Origin of the sequence: Phaeobacter cretensis (assembly GCF_047372505.1) — a bacterium.
Classification (GTDB): Bacteria; Pseudomonadota; Alphaproteobacteria; order Rhodobacterales; family Rhodobacteraceae; genus Phaeobacter; species Phaeobacter cretensis.
In genome coordinates this window covers 39,097-56,343 of the sequence record NZ_JBKBEU010000002.1, presented here as the reverse complement: position 1 = coordinate 56,343, position 17,247 = coordinate 39,097, and the positions used below count along the sequence as shown (strand labels likewise).

Here is a 17,247-nt window from a genome sequence, read left to right as displayed (position 1 = left end):
ACCATGCAGAAACAGTCTTTGGCCTATCTTACATTGGTACTTGCCGTTGCCTTCGCCGCAGCGCCACTAGTGACTGAGCCGTTCACAGGCTTTACTACAAACCAGCTGCCGTATCCGCAGCCAAATCCGATAATCCAACCCATTGGCCCAGCATTTTCAATCTGGATTGTAATCTATGTGTGGCTCATTTTGGGAGCGGGCTTCGGCGTTCTTCGCGTGCCTGAGGCCGCTACATGGCACGAAATGCGCAAGCCTTTGGCGATCAGCCTTTCATTGGGCGTCTGCTGGCTTTGGGTTGCAAAAACCTCGCCAGTACTAGCTACAATCATGATTGTAATAGTGACAGCAACCGCGATACTTGCGATGCGGCGCGCCGGCAATGACAAAAGAATTTGGAAACGCGGGCCTGTTGGCCTCTACGCCGGATGGTTGACGGCGGCCTCCGCCGTTTCGATCAGTGTTGTGGTTTCAGGTTATGGAATCATTGATGGGCAAATCGCGGGTGTGATTTGCCTGCTTGCAGCGCTAGCCGTCGCATTCTGGGTGCAGTCAGGAAGCCCATCCGCCTGGACATACACGGTTGCCGTTTGTTGGGCCATCGGCGGGATAATCATAAACCAATGGGGCAGCGGCAACTGGTTTGTTGTGACTTTGGCCAGTTGCGGATGGATTGCACTTGCGCTGCGTGGCCTGTCAGGTGCCAGATTGATCAAAATGCCTGAATAGCTTAGAGTACACCAATACAGGATCCCTACTTAACAGGCTAAAACATGAGCGTAAAAGCCTCCATATCCCTGACCGAAGCGCAGGAGGACTTTGCCCGCACCTTGGTTGCAGAAGGCCGATATGCCAGCCTAAGTGCAGTTTTGCAGCAAGGTCTTGAAATGCTACGCGAAGAAACCGAAGCCCGTGCCGCGGACACCATTGCCCTTCGTGCCCTGATGGCAGAGAGACGCGACGGCCCCTTTGTTGACGTGTCCGAGGGGCGCCAACGCACTGCAGGTCTCTTGGCAAGAAAACGAGCAGAAAATGGTCTATCGGATTGATCGCGCCGAGGCGATTGATCACGATCTAGAGGCGATTTTCGATTTTCTTTTCGACACGGCTATCGGCTTTGGAGACGATAAGGAAACGGCAATCAGCCGAGCTGCAAAACGTCTGAACGAGATTGAAGACGCTATTGAAGCACTTGGCAGAGCACCTCATCAAGGCACTCTCCACGCTGAAATCGCCACAGGCCTACGCAGCGTTACCAAAGGCCGTGCCATCTTCTATTTTGATCTCAATGAAGCAGAGCAATGCCTGCGCGTACTGGCTGTATTTTTTGGCGGACAGGACCACCAACGCCGGATGTTGTTACGTGCCTTAAACCATGATCGCGAGAAATTAACACCCTGATCAGGCACCAATTTCTTGGTGATTGGTCAGGCATTCGGAATGATCCCGCAGCACCTCTAAGACACGGCATTCTGCGACCGTTCCGCCAGCGCAATCACAGATCATCCGCTGCAATTCGGTCTGCAACGCCTGCAATCGGGCGATCCGATCCGTAACCTCTTTTAACTGTCGCTGAGCGATAGAATCTGCATCGGTACAGGATTGGCCTGGATGGTCGGCCAGATCCAACAGTTCACGAATGGCATCTAGCGCAAAACCCAACTGCCGCGAATGACGAATAAACGCAAGCCTATCCAAATCTAAATCGCCGTATCGTCGCTGCCCACCTTCGGTTCGACCGGGTTCTGGCATCAACCCGATTTGTTCATAGTACCGAACGGTTTGGACCTTAGTCCCTGTGCGTTTGGCCAATGTTCCAATGGTGAACACGTAATGCCTCCAGATATACATGACGAAATCTATATAGACTGTAGGTTTGGGCACTGAGATCTGCAACCCACAACGAAAAAGGGGCGGCCAACGGCCACCCCCGATCTCAACTGCAGACCTTCACCTCAGGCCGCAGCTTCCCCCGGCCGCTTACCCAAAATGATCATGCTCAGCAGATCATCATCAGTCACGTCCTCGATATCGACCGTTCCGACGAGTTGACCGTTTTTCATAACAGAGGCGCGATCACATAGCTCCATAACCGCATTCACATCATGATCGATCAGGAAAATACCAATCCCCTGGGCCTTCAATTGTTGGATCAACTCCGCAACCATTTGGGTCTCATGCGGGCCAAGGGCTGCCGTCGGCTCATCCATGATCAGGATCTTGGCGTTAAAATAAACCGCACGTGCAATAGCTACAGACTGGCGTTGACCACCCGATAAGGCCGACACCGGTTCTGAGAACTTTTGAAAGTTCGGATTCAACCGGTTCATGATCTTGCGGCATTCTGCTTCCATTGCAGAGTCGTCCACCAGCCCGAATGGCGTCACCAGCTCACGACCAAGAAACAGGTTAGATGCTGCATCAAGATTATCTGCAAGCGCAAGCGTTTGATAAATCGTCTCGATATTGTGCGACCGAGCATCCCGCGGGTTGGTAATTTCAACCGCCTCACCGTTAACCCGGATTTCACCACTATCCATCTGATACGCGCCAGACAGCACCTTGATCAGAGTGGATTTCCCCGCGCCATTATGGCCAAGCAATCCAACGACTTCACCCGGATGAAGATCAACACTAACATGATCCACAGCCTTAATGCCGCCAAAGGAAATTGAGACGTCTTTCATCTCGACCAAGGGGGTAGCGCCTGCGGCGCGCAGCTCTTTTGCGGTGCTCATATCCGGGCCCCCACACGTTTGCGATAAAGGATGTCGATCCAGACAGCGGCAACCAGAACGGTGCCGACAACAATGTTCTGGAACGGCGCATCAACGCCCACCATTGCCATACCGGATTGCAGGCTTTGCATAATCAACGCACCAAGAATCGCGCCATAAATTGTCCCAAAGCCACCAGATAGAGCGGTACCACCAATGACAGCTGCCGCGATCACCCGCAGCTCGTCCAAGGTGCCGATGTCGTTTGAGTGGTTGGCAAGCCGCGCCGAAGCCACGACCGCCGACAGGGCACAAAGGAACCCCATAAGCGCAAATATCTTAACTGTCAGAAGCCGAGTATTAATACCGGATAGCTCTGCAGCATCAGGATTGCCACCGGTGGCAAAAATATAGCGCCCAAACCGTGTACGGCGGGCAATGATGGTCATGACTACAGCAGTGGCGATCAGGATCAGCACCGAAATAGGTAGACCATAGCCAACCACCAGCCCCTCAGGCATGATCTCACCCTGAGCTTCCATCATCCGCTTCAAACGGCGGACTGGGATCTGATACGCATTGAGGATGCCAACAAATCCGAGGATCGCAGAGGCTATTGTACCCGCGATCACGGCCTCAGCCCAAGCTGGTTTCACTGGGAACCCATGTCTTTGTTTGGCGCGCCGACTATTCCACAGCGCAGCCAATGCCAATACCGCAGCGACAATGCCGACACCCCAGCTGAGCGTGGTTCCCAATGTGCCAGAAGTACCGCCAAAAATCAGAAAGGTGCTATCAAGCGGGCCAATGGTTTGTCCGTCGGTTAGATACCAGGCCACGTTACGCCAAACAAGAAATCCGCCCAAGGTCACGATAAATGCCGGAATGGTCAGAAACCCGATCATCCATCCTTGGAAGGCTCCGATAAGAGTACCGACAACCAGTCCAACAGCCATTGTGATGATCCAAGTCGCCGGATGATTGAGCCCCAGGCCCAGCATATCGGGCAAAACATCGGTCTGCACCACAGCCATCACCGCTGAGCAGGTCGCAAGAAGCGCGCCGACGCTCAAATCAATGTGCCGGGTTACAATCACAAACACCATGCCCGTAGCCATGATTGCCACTGATACTGTTTGAATCGTGAGGTTAAAGATATTGCGCGGCGTTAGGAAACGCCCATCTGTCAAGATGTTGAACCCTATGCACAAGATGACAAAGGCACCGATCATTCCCAATAGGCGGACATCCAGTTCCAATTGCTGGAACAGGCCGCGCTTGCTGTGTTCGGGGATCGGCTGAGACGTGGTTTCGGTCATATCCGAACTCCAGTGATCAGCGGTATTGAAGGAGGGACGCGTGCCCGATCCAATAAGGATCCTCTGCGGGCACGCGCCGGTTTGAAACGAGACCGCGTGCGGTCTCAGCCTTAGCTTAGTTGCAAGGTGCAGGGCCGTTTGTCACACCTTGGCACAACGCATCCTTGGTGATCCAGCCCGCATCTACGACAACCGTCAGATTGTCAGCTGTCACCGGAACCGGCTCTAGGAAACGTGCCATTAGTTCAGTTCCTGCGGGTGATGTCCAGGCTCCACCACCGACAACATCGCCCATGGCAGCGCCTTCTGCCATTTCAACCGCAATTTCAGCTGCTGCTTTGCCAAGGTCACGGGCATCTTTCCAGACTGATACAGTCTGTGTACCCTTGGCCACGCGGTTCAGCGCAGCGTGGTCACCATCTTGTCCGGAAACAGCGATCCCTTCCATGCCCTGTGCGGTCAACGCAGCGACAACACCACCGGCTGTCCCGTCATTTGAAGCTACAACCGCATCAACTTTATTGTCGTTGGCAGTCAGGATCTGTTCCATGTTGCGCTGCGCGTTGGCAGGCAACCAGCCGTCTGTATACGCTTCGCCGACGATCTTGATGTCGCCACCATCGATGGCAGCCTGAATGATCTCTTGTTGACCACCACGCAGGAAATCCGCATTGGGATCAGTAGGAGAACCCTTGATCATCACGTAGTTGCCGCTTGGTTGGGCACCAAGCACGGCACGGGCCTGCATCCGCCCTACTTCGACATTGTCAAACGTCAGATAGAAAGCGCGGTGATCTTCGATCAGGCGATCGTAGGCTACAACAGGGATACCCTCATCCGCAGCGGCCTGAACAGCTGGGCCAATCGCCTGTGCATCTTGTGCTAGAACGATCAACGCATCCACACCCTGTGCGATCAGGCTCTCGATATCAGAAAGCTGCTTTGCAGACGATGACTGTGCGTCAGCAGACACATACGTCGCCCCCTTGGCTTCCAACGCGGCCTTGATTGCTGCTTCGTCGGTCTTCCATCGCTCTTCCTGAAAGTTCGACCAGCTTACGCCAACGGTCACATCTTCGGCAAAGGCCATGCCTGCCGTTGCAGCAAAGGCAAGAGCAGAGATTCCACTCAGAAATTTCATTGTTTTCCTCCCTCGAGTCGTTGCGGACTAGTGCAGCAGTTCAGGTCCACCCTTGCTACATATCCGTCCTGCTATCCCTAACATTATTTTTTTTGAAACTCAAATTAAATAATGTATCATGTGGTGATATATCTTGTCGGTCGGTGGCTCCTTGCGATAACCCACTCGACAGCATAGGGGAAATACGGTGGTCAAATCGGACAGGCTTTCACATTCCAGCGAACTGCGTGAAAGCAGTCGTCTCCAAGTATTTGATACTATCCGGGCCGCTGGGAAAATTGCACGCATTGATATTGCCCAAGCCACACGAATCAGCCCCGCCACCGTCACCGCCATTACAGCGGAATTGTTGGCCGCCGGATTGATCGAGGAAGTTAGCCCAGACTTAGCGCGTGACGGTAAGCGCGGCCGTCCTAGGGTCGCACTCAAAGTCTGTGGCAATGCACATTATATTGCCGGGCTTAAACTATCGCATCATGCCATCACCACACTGATTACCGACTTCGAGGGTAGCGAACTGGTCAGCCACGAAATGCCCCTACGGGGCGGTCAGATATCACCCGATGCGCTCAGTGAAAAAATTGTCGAGGCTCTTGATCAGAGTTGCGCCAAGCGCGGCCTAGTGCGGGAGCAGATCTCGGGTGTCGGCATCGGCATGGCTGGCGTGATGGATGCAGAGCGCAATTTTATCTACTGGTCCTCGTCACTCAACGTGCGCAACATTGATTTCGGAAGCGTCCTGAACCGCTATCTATCCATGCCCGTTTTCATCGACAATGATGCCAATCTGGTCGCCAAGGCGGAGCACCTTTTCGGCGAGGGCGATACCCGCAGCAACTTTGTCGTTGTTACGGTGGAGCATGGCGTAGGTATGGGTATCGTCATCGACAATCAGATCTATCGTGGAGCACGGGGCTGCGGCGCAGAATTTGGCCATATCAAAGTCCAGCTAGAAGGCGCGCTTTGCCAATGTGGTCAACGTGGCTGTCTGGAAGCCTATGTCGGAGATTATGCTCTGCTGCGTGAGGCAAACATAACCAGCGGCGTCGAACGGCATAAGGATCTTGCATCGCTTTACCGGGCCGTAGCTGAAGGCGATACCATGGCCCAGTCCATTCTTGATCGCGCCGGGCGTATGTTCGCAATGGGGCTAGCCAATATCGTGAATATTTTTGATCCCCAGATGATCGTTCTGGCTGGTGCGCAACTGGCCTTTGGCTATCTGTCCTCAGACAAAGTAGTCGAGGAAATGCGCCGTTGGGTGGTGCAGGTGGATGGGCCCCTGCCCGAGGTGCGCGTGCATGGTTGGGGAAACCAAATGTGGGCCAAAGGAGCGGCCGCCTATGCGATTGAGGAAGTTTCTGCCCTAACCATTCGCGAGATGGCGAGCCATGCAAGTTAGGCCCACAATAACCATCATTGCTCTACTTGCTATCGGTACGACCTCACAGGCTGTTCAGGCCGGCGGCACAGACCAGCCGCTTTTTGAACCTCGCCCGGTACCAGAACATATCTATGATGGCGGTTGGGAACATTTTGTTGGCGGTGGTCTTGCCTCGCTTGATTGCAACCGCGACCGGCTCCCCGATTTGGTCGCAGCGGGCGGCGATAATCCGGTTCAACTGCTGGTCAATCGGACCAAAGGCCCCGGTTCGCCCCTAAGATTTATCGCCGAAACCCCTGCCACCTTGGCGCAAACCGGCGTAACAGGCGTCTATCCACTGGATATCGATGGCGATGATATTATGGATCTGGCGCTCTTGCGGGTCGGTCCCGATAAACTGCTGCGCGGTTCCGGAGATTGCCAGTTTGAGCCGTTCGACGGGCTTGGGTTTATCAGTGACGAGCATTGGACGACCGCATTTTCCGCAACATGGGAGGCGGATTCGAAACTGCCCACACTTGCGTTTGGCACCTATGTCGACCGAGACAACCCAGAAGGCCCATTCGAAACCTGCGACGACACGTTGCTCTATCGACCAGATGGGGACAGCTATGGCCCACCGATCAAGCTCCAACCTGGCTATTGCGCGCTTTCAATTTTGTTTACCAACTGGCACAGAACTGATGGCGGACTTGCGCAAGGTCGGGCCGATCTTCGAGTTAGCAATGACCGGCATTACTATGTTCGCGACGGGCAGGAGCAAATGTGGAAAATGACCACGCCGCCATCGCTCTATAAACAAAACGACGGTTGGGTGCCCTATCACCTCTGGGGAATGGGCATCGCGTCGCGCGATCTCAATGGCGATGGATTCTCGGATGTGTACCTCACCTCAATGGGCGATCAAAAACTTCAATTGTTCGATCCGTCTAGCATCGGCCCAACCTACCGAGACGTAACTTATGACTTCGGCACCACCGCACATCGCCCTACAAGCGGAGGAGACGGGCGTCCATCGACGGGATGGCATGCGGACTTTGGCGATGTAAATAATGATGGGCGCGACGATATTTTTGTGGCCAAAGGCAATGTCGAACAAATGCCTGACGCAGCGATGCGCGACCCAAACACACTGCTGATGCAAAGTACCAATGGCCGTTTTTCTGACATGGCTGCGGCAGCCGGAGTTGCCAGTATGGCGCGTTCACGAGGAGCCGTTTTACGCGATCTCAATCTGGATGGCCGCCTTGATCTGGCTGTTTCAAACCGCCGTGCGCCGCTGGAACTCTTTGAAAACATCACCCAATCAGACGGAAACTGGCTCACTATCTCGCTGGAGGCCCCCGCCCCCAACACACAAGCAATAGGCGCCTTTGTCGAACTGGATGATGGTACGCGAATACAAACGCGTGAAGTCACAATCGGAGGTGGCCATGCAGGTGGGTCATCCGGGGATTTGCATTTTGGCCTTGGCTCATCTCACGGCATTCGACTGCGGATCATCTGGCCAGATGGCACAAAAACTGAGTGGCAAAATGTTATTGCCAATCAGCACATTACGGTGTCGCGCTAACATACCCTCGCAAAATCACCGCTCCACCGGTAGCCCCGAAGGCACCGCATCCGGCACACCAAGCCGCCCCTCGGTCCTCTTACTGTCAGTCAAGGCCTCAAGGAACGCAACTAGATCAGCCAAGTCTTCATCACTCAATCGAACTGGGGACAAATCGTTTGCAGCTGCGATCCGTTTCAATTCGGCCTGATCATCCATCACGGCCCAATCCACTGCACCACTAAGCTGTGGCAAAAGCACCTGACTGCGGTTGTAGGAATTCAGGGCTGCAACGGGGTCAAAATGGTGTCGCACAACGGCCTCAAGTGTCCGATAGGCACCGGCGTGCCCATAAGGCGCCGTTAGCGCGACATTGCGCAACGATGGCGTGCGAAACCGATAAGCATCTTCTGGATCACCGGTGACGCGCAGCCGCCCTTCGTCGCGAGCGTGAGATTCGAATCGCGCCGCCTTACCCGGACCCAACTGTGGCATCGCAATTGCATAGAACCTATTGTCCGTCTGCAGCCAGCCAGAATGGCACTGGCCGCAGAGGGCTGCCCCGTAGAACAACCCTTGCCCACGCGCCGCCGCACCCTGCAAAGCCTCGCCCTTCACCAAAGCCCGATCAAACGGGCTGTCATCGGCTCGCCACTCAAATTCAATAAAAGAAGCAATCACATTACCGACGTCTGTGAACCTGATTGGTGCTCCAATCCCCAAAACAGTATCAAAGCGCTGCCGGTATTCAGGAATCTCCGCTACGCGATTCGCGATCAGATCCCAAGCTCCACCGGGATGGCTCAATTGGCCCAGACGTACCGCCCGCGAAATATCATTCTCACCATAGTGGCCCGCCATTTCATCTGGCGACAGCACCGGGAACATAGCTTGTGCCGCCAAGGCTGACTCAAATCCGGCAACCATGTCGCCCCCTAGAGGCGTGCGAATTCCCGCCCCGTAAGCCGGATCCGCCTCCAGGCGACCGTCATGGAACATCACTTCCATCCCTTTGGCACCTAAATTCCAAAGGGATGGCGCATTCCTCGGTATCCGTTGTTCTGGGAGGTTTTCGGGATCAGCCATACGCTCAGGACCAAGAGTGTTGGCGCCTTCACCCAGCGACAGTGAAACACCGTCGCCTGTTCCAAACCGCGGGTGATGACAGCTAGCGCAGCTTATATTGCGATTCCCCGAAAGGATCGGATCATAGAACAATAACTGCCCCAACGCGGCTTCAGCCGGATCTACTGCCTTGAAAATCGGTCGCGGGCCAAGATCTAAATTGACAGCCACACCGCTAGTCTCTTCATCCTGTGCATGAGCGGCTATGCTCAGAGAAATGAGCAGACTGCAAAGCAGATTGGTCCCGACCCAGCGCTTAGTCATCTTCCCGAACCTCATTCACTTGCCGTTTCTTTCTGAGAAAAACTCAAGATCAACTGCTGCTTATAGGGCTGGTCAGGTTGGACCAATACACTCGGAAACCCCGATTGATTGACAGCATCAGGAAAGCCCTGTGGTTCAACACAGACGGCGGAAAACGGCGTGAGCGGCTGTTCACCCCATGCAGTCTGAAGACTATTCAAATGTGCAGCCGTGTAAACTTGGGCCCCAGGCTGATCCGAATACATCTGCATGACAACTCCGTTTGGAGCCATCAGACACGCCACCTTCGGCACCCCGTCAGCGGCATCCCGGGAATTGCCTTCAGGGAATACTATATGAGTATCAGAACCCAATTGCCGTGGATCCAGAGCAGCAAATGTAAGGTCTTGGCCGTAGTCAAACCGTGTGCCTGAAACAGGTACGATTTCTCCGGTGGGCACGCCATCGGCGCGAACTGGCAAATATGCGTCTGCGGCGCTCTGCAGGCGATGCTGCCAGATATCGCCGTCCACACCCAGAGTATAATAATTGTGCTGGGCTAGGTTGATTGGCGTGACCTCATCAACATCTACGGACATGTCGTAGGTAACGTTGGAGCCTGATAGCGTGATGCGCAGTAGGATTTCAGCGCAGCCTGGATAACCATTCTCACCGTCGGCGGAGGTATAGCGAAGTTCGATCATATCACCGCCGATCTGGCGCATATCCCAAAACACGCGACCCAACCCCGCAGGACCACCGTGAAGCTGGTTGCCTCCCTCGTTTGCACAAAGGGCAATACCCTTCCCCCCCAGATCAAAAGTCGCTCGACCGATTCTATTGGCAACTCTGCCAACGATAGCACCCAGATAAAAAGGGTCGCCTAGATAAGCGGTCATATCATGATAGCCAAGAACCATCGGTTGCCAGACATTGTCTCGACGCAAGTCGAGCCGAGCCGTTACCCCGCCGAGATTCAGCACGCGAAGCCGCAGTTTATCGTTTTCTAGATCGATCCATTGCAGCTGCTCCGCTGCATTTTCCGGCAAATGGGGATGTTGCAAGGGCATATTTTTAGGTGGCGAAATGGGTGGCAACAACTTGGGGTGTCCTTTGAATACAGACCCCCGGATCGTTGTGATTGGGGCATTTATTTCAGTATATAAATTAATCATTCAACCCATATCTGTCAATTAAACACAGGTATATTGCCCTTCGCGCGATCAGATGTCCTTGGCATGGCACAAGACACAACCCGGTCGTCAGGGTTCTCGACAAGGCCCAAGCAATACTCAATTTAAGACAAATTCTTGCCACGAATTTAAATCAAATCTTAAGAAACGCGGAAGAGATCGCAGCCCAAGATGGCAATCAGCGATCCAGTCGATACCAGCATCGGCGCCGTGAGGCAGAAGATCGGGGCAAGACATGAGCGACATTACAAATTTTGACCATCTACGCTCACCATCTGGAAGCGAGCACGCCAATCAACACCGGGTCGGCATCTATGCGACTATAGGCAAACGGCTACTTGACCTAATACTGGCGTTGGCGCTTCTTCCGACTCTCATACCCGTGATCGCCACCCTCTGGCTTGTAAGTCGCCGCGATGGTGGACCTGGGTTCTTTGGACACACCCGCATCGGCAAAGACGGAACTCCTTTCACCTGCTGGAAAATACGGACAATGATCCATGGCGCTGAAGAGGTGCTCGCAGAGCACTTATTGACCAACGCGGAAGCCGCCGCGGAATGGGCGCGAGATCGCAAGCTGACATCCGACCCTAGGATTACCAGTTTTGGCTATTTCCTGCGTCGCAGCAGCTTAGATGAATTGCCGCAAGTCTGGAATGTATTGCGCGGCGATATGAGCTTCGTAGGCCCACGCCCAATCGTACGCTGTGAATTGAGCAAATACGGCACCGCCGCGAGTGTATATCTGAGCCAAAAACCCGGAATCACAGGCCTTTGGCAGGTTTCAGGTCGCAACGACGTCAGCTATGAACAACGGGTTTCGCTCGATGTTGATTACCTAAAACGACGGACATTTGGCTTTGACCTAAAGCTAATCCTGTTGACTGGCCTATCCGTTGTCGGGTGCACTGGTCGGTAAACGCCGCATTAAGTCCTGTGCTATAGTCTTCTGCTCAAGGCGAAAGGGACAAAAGGCTGCACCATTGCGTGACCGCCGCGCAACAATATGCTCCCTAACTGCAAAAGCGGGAACGACCAGAATGCACGACAGCAATACTGATGCTTCGACACTCAACCATGTCTCGCGGGGCCGTGGCCGCCTCGCTTTGATGGGGGTGTTATGGTCCTTCATCAATATACTGGTCAGCAACGGCTTGACAGTCATCGTCTTTCTCATCACGTCGCTATTGTTGGAACCCGCTGATTTCGGGGCAGTCGCGCTTGCCACTTCCATCGTCATATGGGTCATGACATTGGTGCCCCTGCCGCTTGGGGACGCCATCATTCAGCGTAGCGACCTAAACCAAAGCCATCTCGATAGCGCATTCTGGTTGACGATGGCTGTTGCGCTAGTGTGTATCGCACTACTGGTCCTTGCTGCGCCTTGGTTTGCCGCCTGGACAAACCTTGACAGTCTCGCGCTCATATTGCCGGTTCTTTCCCTACGTATCCTGTTCGTTTCGCTTGGGAATATACCAGCCGCATTAGTCAATCGACGGATGGAATTTCGCCATATCGCGCTGCGTACGGCACTTGCAAACGGTCTCGGGGCTGCAGGCTGCCTGCTGCTTGTCTTGGAAGGCTATGCCATCTGGGCGCTGATCATAGCCCAGGTCATCACCGCTGTGGTCGGATGTATCGTCTCCTTTTGGAGCGCCCGCTGGCGCCCGGGGTTACAACTATCAAGCGCAGCTCTAACCGATTTGCGTGGTTTCACCCTATTCACGATGGGTGGACGAATGATCGAGCCCACCAAGATCAACCAGATACTACTCGGTATCATCGCGGGTCCGGCAGTCTTGGGTATCTTTTTCTTTGCACGCCGAATTTGTGAAATTCTGCAGGAGGTGACAATCGGCACCCTTCTGCCAGTCACACGGGTGCTTTTCGCCAGCCTTCAGACGGAGCAAGAACAACGTAGGGAAGCCTTTATTCTGGCCAGTTTTTCCGCAGCCACCGCGGCGTTTCCACTGTTTATTGGGTTCATCATTGTAGCCCCGACCGCGATCCCATTTGTTTTTGGGAGTAAGTGGCTCGCGGCGATCTATCCGCTACAGTGTTTTGCACTGCTGAGCCTGATGATGAGCATTGGCGTAATGCAGGCCTCACTGGTTCGGTTTTCTGGGTATGCAAAATGGTGGTTTGGTTTTGAATGCTCCGTCAGCCTGTCCGGTTTTGCTGCAATCCTCCTTTTTGCACCCGAAGGACTGAACAAGATTATGACAGCGCTGGTCATTACTTCCTTTTTCCTTTGGCCGATAGCGACCTGGAAGACTCTGCGAATTCTCAAAACCTCTGCGACTAGGTATATCTTTGACGCGTTACGACCAGCCATCATCGCAGTTTCGATGATGGCGATCTCACTATTTGCGCTGCGTGAACTCGGGCCGCCAATGTACGGCACACCTCTACTCTTGGCACAAATCGGAGTGTCCGTTCCTACCTATCTCATCATGATTTTTATGGTTGGCGGCGACCGGATACAGCAAATACTCACCAGGGTTCGTAGCAAAAAAAGCCAAAATACTTCATGATTGTAGAGCCTAGCTCTATAGTCAGCTCGGCAACCACATCCTAGAGGTCGCGCCCAATTTCCAGCTACCGCAACACACTTCAAAAGAGTTTGTGGTTCGTTGCGCGTGTATCAACCACGCACGAGAGTGCCTCATTCCCCATGTTCGGCAAAGCAATACGCAATTTGACATGGGTGGCCGCTTTGGACTCTATTCACGGCCAGCCCCTTCATCATGGAAACTGAAGTATAGAGTCATAAACATCGCTATGATTGGCAAAGACGGTGCAAAAGGGCGCGGTTGTGGAATGTCTCAGGCATACTGAGCAGCCTGATCTGACTGGTCCAAGCTGATTGTTAGTGCATCATCGGCGTGTGATCCATTGGGATGATGGTTTCGGGCGCAGGCCGGCGATAGTCCAGCGCACTATGGGGGCGTTTTGTGTTGTAGTGTCTCCTGCATTGTTCAATCGGAATTTGAGCTTCGTATAGGCTATTGAAGATTTGTACCTGTCGCGGTTTGGTGCCGCTCCTTTGATAGCATTTACTGTAGCAAAGAAGACTGACCTTGGGACTGAAACGGACGGGCGAATTCCGCCAAGATGCAGTGCGGATCGCGCTGACCAGTGGGCTGACGCGCAAGCATGTGGCTGAGGATCTGGGTGTTGGAATGTCGACGCTGAGCAAGTGGATCACGGCGCATCGGGAAACAGATGTGGTGTCGAAAGAGGATTTGGAACTCGCCAAAGAAAACGACCGGCTTCGGCGTGAGACACCATTGCCTGACAGCACATGCTTGCATGTGTGAGAGGGCACATTCTCAAGGAGGAAAGGGAAATATTAAAAAGGCCACGGTGTTCTTTGCGCGCTTTCCGCAATTGTCCCGCCGGTCGCAAGACAGCGGTCTGACCTGGTGACACTGGCGTACATTATAGAACAATCGCGCCTGAGCCTGGGCGGCTTCAAGCTGTCCGCTCTCATGCATGTAAACATGCACCGCCGGGCAGTGGATGTCTGGGAAAGGTAATTGTTATGACAATGCTGCCGTCGAGACCTTCTTCAAATACATCAATGGCTTCTACAATCCGCGTCGAAGGCATTCAGCATTGGCTTGGAAAGCCCTGTCGTCTTCGAACGGAAACTGGCCTAAACAAGCACTTGGAGCGGCACAAAAGCGCGACAGCTCCACTATCGTCGTTGAGCCGTTCATCCCTGAAGCGGCCGTTGACGCTTTCGCAGTCTCCGTTCTTCCACGGGCTCCCAGGTTCAATGTAAGCCGTCTGGGCGCCGACGGCGGTAGTCCAGTCCTGGACCGCTTGGGCGATAAATTCTGGCCCAGTGTCTGAACGTATGAAGCGGGGGCACTCCGAAGTATGAACAGATCCGACAGGGCAGCGATCCTGCGATAGCCATATCGGCCGTACTGTCAGTCAGGTCAGCTCGATCATGTCGGCGACCAACCTGTCTTCGTCCGCGCGGCCTCTTGGGAGGCGTCGTTGAGTGGATCGATGTTTTCACAGCACGCGGCAGGCGCGTCTGTCGGAAACGTTCAGCTGATTGCGTACCTGGTTAATACAAGCACGACGACGAGCGGGGCTCAGTCGTTTCCCTTGGTGGCTTCCGTCAGGATTAGTCTGTCCAACGTCAGATCAGAGACCGCGTGCCTCAGGTAGGCTTATCGAAATCTGGTCCGACCACTATAGTTCGCAACGCCTATCAACCAGGCCTCCTAGGAAAAACCGCGGCGATTTTTAGTCCACCGCGGTCTCAATCCAGGGATAGTGAAGGCCTAGGCCGCAGCAACGTAGCTCGCCTGCCTCGAGGTATGGGCCATTTGCCCGCTATCACCAGTTTGGAATGCTGTAACCAACCGAGACAAGTTGGTCGTTTCATGGTCCAAAGAACTGCAGGCAGCGGCGGTTTCCTCACACATAGCTGCGTTCTGCTGTTGTGCAGCTTCCAGCGTACTCATCGCGCTATTGACTTCAGAAATGCCTTTGGATTGCTCATCGGCTTGTTTCGCAATGTCACCGACATGCTCCGAAATACTTCCGATTGCATTCATGATGGTGGTGAGAGAGTCATTGGTTCGACCAACCAAGTCCACGCCATGTGCAACTTGCGCCTCCGAAGCCGTGATCAATTTTTTGATCTCAAGAGCAGATTCAGAGGAGCGCAGAGCAAGACTGCGAACCTCGGCAGCCACAACCGAGAAGCCTCGGCCCGCCTCACCAGCACGCGCCGCTTCAACGCCTGCGTTGAGCGCCAACAAGTTGGTCTGGAACGCAATATCATCAATCATTCCGGTAATCCGGGTGATCTGCTCAGATGTTGCCGCGATAGAATCCATGGCATCAACAGTGTCCCGCGCAACGGCAGAACTATTAGTCGCATTCTGGCTAACAGAAGTGACGAGAGCCTCAGTTTCGCGAGCGCCACTGGCGACATGCTGCACATTCTGCGTAAGCTCGCTCAGTGATGCAGCCGTCTCTTCCAGTTGCATAGCTGATTGTTCAGTCCGTTGTGACAGGTCATTTGTCGCCGAAGAAATCTCCGTCAACCCGGTATCAATCGATCCGGAAGAGTCGTTCACAGATGTGATCAGCTTACTAAGTTGCTCAACCGTATTGTTGAAATCTCGGCGCAAGGTTTCGTATTGGCTTGGCATTTCTTCATGAATTTCAACGTCCAAACGTCCGCCCGCCAGATATCGGAGACTTTGAGCCAGCGTCTGAACCACCTGTTCCTGTTGCTGTTGTTCACGCAATTGCGTTGCTTCCAGCTCCTCCTTGGACGCAAGCCCTTGGCGCAATGTTTCAATCGACACTGCCATAGCCCCGATTTCATCTTTACGCTTTGGCATATCAACTGGATCATGCACCTTCCCGGCAGACAGATCATTCACGATAGTGAGCATTTTGCCCAAGGGGCGGCGTACCAACGACCGTACCGAGAAGAAAATAGTTGCAAGTGTCAGGCCCAGCAACAGAACGTTAGTGATCAACTGCTCGTAGATACTTGCTGTTACAGGATTCACAAAAACATGGCGTGGCACATCCAGAACAACCACCCAAGTCTTGTTCATACCATATGCAGTAAACGGGAAGAACAAGCGTGTTGATCCATCAGCGCGATCTGAAACGATTTGCGGCTGACCGCTATCAACTGCTGCCTGAAAATCAACGACCTCTGCACCTTCAAAAGCCTGGATCAGCATCTCCGGATCAGGGTGTGATAGCCACTTCCCACCCTGGCCTAGCAACATCACGCTCCCGCCTTCGTAGACCGATAGCCCGTTGACGAATTCACCAAGGTTATCGAGCACGATATCCACACCAGCAACGCCAATAATCTGCCCCTGCGCCTTGACTGGTACAGACACAGATGTCAGCAACCGATTTTCCTCAGAAAGATAAGGTTCCGTAATGACACTCGCACCGGAGTCAATTGGCAAGCGGTACCATTCAGATGTGTCGGTCGGATCCACATTGAAGGTCTCGAAATTCAAGCCACCAGAATCGGATTTTGTCCAATAGGCAGCAAAGATCCCGTCGGCGTTTCGACCTTCAGCCCCGGAAATGAAGTCCTCGGTCGCGCCGTCAGGAATCGCTGACATCCATGAAGAAAACACAAGATCATAGCGACCCGGCACCCCTTCCATAATTTTGATAAGATCAGCAGTTGTCGCCTTGCCGTCATCAATGTACCCAGACAACGCTCCTCCCAATGCAGAGGCCGCTGACGTCGCCTCAACCAATTGCGAAGATAAACTTTGGGCAATATCTGAAGCACGCTGGGACGCGCCCTCAAGCACGCGTTCTCTGACTTGTGTAGATTCATTTAGCGCAGTGAAGACGCTAAAGCACAGCATCAATCCAGTGATTGCAACTGTTGTCGCGGCAAGCAGCTTGCCCGAGATGGTATTAAACAGAGCAGGCATTCATTTCTCCATTTGGAAGGCTCGTCGTTACCGACCCCTCCCATATCTGCCTGAAGAAAGTGTTTACCCCTGACCCCGACACCGAACTTGCCACAGCAATACTGGAAAAATTTCACTCACATTA

The 17,247-nt window shown here is 53.6% G+C and carries 14 protein-coding genes and 3 pseudogenes; 8 read left to right on the top strand and 9 right to left on the bottom strand.

Annotated features, from left to right (window positions below; all coding sequences use genetic code 11):
- Positions 1–3 precede the first annotated feature (3 nt).
- The 3 genes from ACEWZM_RS19100 to ACEWZM_RS19090 are packed head-to-tail and all read left to right on the top strand — an operon-like array spanning position 4 to position 1,398.
- Positions 4–726 carry a tryptophan-rich sensory protein gene (locus ACEWZM_RS19100; protein ID WP_414008219.1) on the top strand — a complete coding sequence of 241 codons (723 nt, stop codon included), beginning with the start codon at positions 4–6 and terminating at the stop codon, positions 724–726.
- Positions 727–770: 44 nt separating this feature from the next.
- The gene (locus ACEWZM_RS19095; RefSeq protein ID WP_414008218.1) at positions 771–1,046 is read left to right on the top strand and encodes a ribbon-helix-helix domain-containing protein; all 276 of its coding nucleotides are present in this window, start codon (positions 771–773) and stop codon (positions 1,044–1,046) included.
- Positions 1,030–1,398, top strand: coding sequence for a type II toxin-antitoxin system RelE/ParE family toxin (locus ACEWZM_RS19090; protein WP_414008217.1), 369 nt, complete (start codon positions 1,030–1,032; stop codon positions 1,396–1,398). The genes ACEWZM_RS19095 and ACEWZM_RS19090 overlap by 17 nt, the downstream gene beginning before the upstream one ends.
- Here ACEWZM_RS19090 and ACEWZM_RS19085 read toward each other — a convergent pair whose 3' ends face one another.
- From ACEWZM_RS19085 to xylF, 4 genes are all read right to left on the bottom strand, one after another.
- Positions 1,399–1,827 carry a MerR family transcriptional regulator gene (locus tag ACEWZM_RS19085; RefSeq protein ID WP_414008260.1) on the bottom strand — a complete coding sequence of 143 codons (429 nt, stop codon included), beginning with the start codon at positions 1,825–1,827 and terminating at the stop codon, positions 1,399–1,401.
- Positions 1,828–1,952: 125 nt separating this feature from the next.
- Positions 1,953–2,735, bottom strand: a complete 783-nt coding sequence (locus ACEWZM_RS19080; RefSeq protein ID WP_414008216.1) for an ATP-binding cassette domain-containing protein — start codon at positions 2,733–2,735, stop codon at positions 1,953–1,955.
- Positions 2,732–4,033: a sugar ABC transporter permease gene (locus ACEWZM_RS19075; protein ID WP_414008215.1), complete on the bottom strand. Its 1,302-nt coding sequence runs from the start codon at positions 4,031–4,033 to the stop codon at positions 2,732–2,734. Before ACEWZM_RS19075 ends, ACEWZM_RS19080 begins: the two co-directional genes overlap by 4 nt.
- A gap of 115 nt (positions 4,034–4,148) precedes the next feature.
- Entirely contained in the window at positions 4,149–5,174 is a 1,026-nt protein-coding gene (gene xylF, locus ACEWZM_RS19070) for a D-xylose ABC transporter substrate-binding protein (protein ID WP_414008214.1), read from the bottom strand.
- 187 nt (positions 5,175–5,361) lie between these two features.
- Between xylF and ACEWZM_RS19065 the strand changes: the two genes are divergently transcribed.
- On the top strand, positions 5,362–6,576 hold the full coding sequence (locus tag ACEWZM_RS19065; protein ID WP_414008213.1) for an ROK family protein: 1,215 nt from the start codon (positions 5,362–5,364) through the stop codon (positions 6,574–6,576).
- Positions 6,566–8,131 carry a CRTAC1 family protein gene (locus ACEWZM_RS19060; RefSeq protein ID WP_414008212.1) on the top strand — a complete coding sequence of 522 codons (1,566 nt, stop codon included), beginning with the start codon at positions 6,566–6,568 and terminating at the stop codon, positions 8,129–8,131. Before ACEWZM_RS19065 ends, ACEWZM_RS19060 begins: the two co-directional genes overlap by 11 nt.
- A 15-nt stretch (positions 8,132–8,146) precedes the next feature.
- On the opposite strand, the gene ACEWZM_RS19055 is transcribed toward ACEWZM_RS19060, so the two are convergent.
- The gene (locus ACEWZM_RS19055) at positions 8,147–9,499 is read right to left on the bottom strand and encodes a cytochrome-c peroxidase (protein ID WP_414008211.1); all 1,353 of its coding nucleotides are present in this window, start codon (positions 9,497–9,499) and stop codon (positions 8,147–8,149) included.
- Between the two features lie 11 nt (positions 9,500–9,510).
- Entirely contained in the window at positions 9,511–10,542 is a 1,032-nt protein-coding gene (locus tag ACEWZM_RS19050; RefSeq protein ID WP_414008210.1) for an aldose epimerase family protein, read from the bottom strand.
- A gap of 364 nt (positions 10,543–10,906) precedes the next feature.
- Here ACEWZM_RS19050 and ACEWZM_RS19045 point away from each other — a divergent pair, with 364 nt between their 5' ends.
- Together ACEWZM_RS19045 and ACEWZM_RS19040 are read left to right on the top strand one after the other, a co-directional pair.
- The gene (locus ACEWZM_RS19045) at positions 10,907–11,590 is read left to right on the top strand and encodes a sugar transferase (RefSeq protein ID WP_414008209.1); all 684 of its coding nucleotides are present in this window, start codon (positions 10,907–10,909) and stop codon (positions 11,588–11,590) included.
- A gap of 121 nt (positions 11,591–11,711) precedes the next feature.
- Positions 11,712–13,205 carry an oligosaccharide flippase family protein gene (locus tag ACEWZM_RS19040; RefSeq protein WP_414008208.1) on the top strand — a complete coding sequence of 498 codons (1,494 nt, stop codon included), beginning with the start codon at positions 11,712–11,714 and terminating at the stop codon, positions 13,203–13,205.
- Positions 13,206–13,540: 335 nt separating this feature from the next.
- On the opposite strand, the pseudogene ACEWZM_RS19035 reads toward ACEWZM_RS19040, so the two are convergent.
- A pseudogene (locus ACEWZM_RS19035) lies at positions 13,541–13,690 on the bottom strand (integrase core domain-containing protein); the annotation flags it as partial.
- 61 nt (positions 13,691–13,751) lie between these two features.
- Here ACEWZM_RS19035 and ACEWZM_RS19030 point away from each other — a divergent pair.
- Positions 13,752–14,333, top strand: a pseudogene (locus tag ACEWZM_RS19030) (transposase).
- A gap of 40 nt (positions 14,334–14,373) precedes the next feature.
- Here the strand turns inward: ACEWZM_RS19030 and ACEWZM_RS19025 are convergent.
- A pseudogene (locus ACEWZM_RS19025) lies at positions 14,374–14,852 on the bottom strand (integrase core domain-containing protein); the annotation flags it as partial.
- Between the two features lie 120 nt (positions 14,853–14,972).
- Complete coding sequence (locus ACEWZM_RS19020) at positions 14,973–17,123, bottom strand: methyl-accepting chemotaxis protein (RefSeq protein WP_414008207.1); 2,151 nt, start codon at positions 17,121–17,123, stop codon at positions 14,973–14,975.
- Between the last annotated feature and the right edge of the window lie 124 nt (positions 17,124–17,247).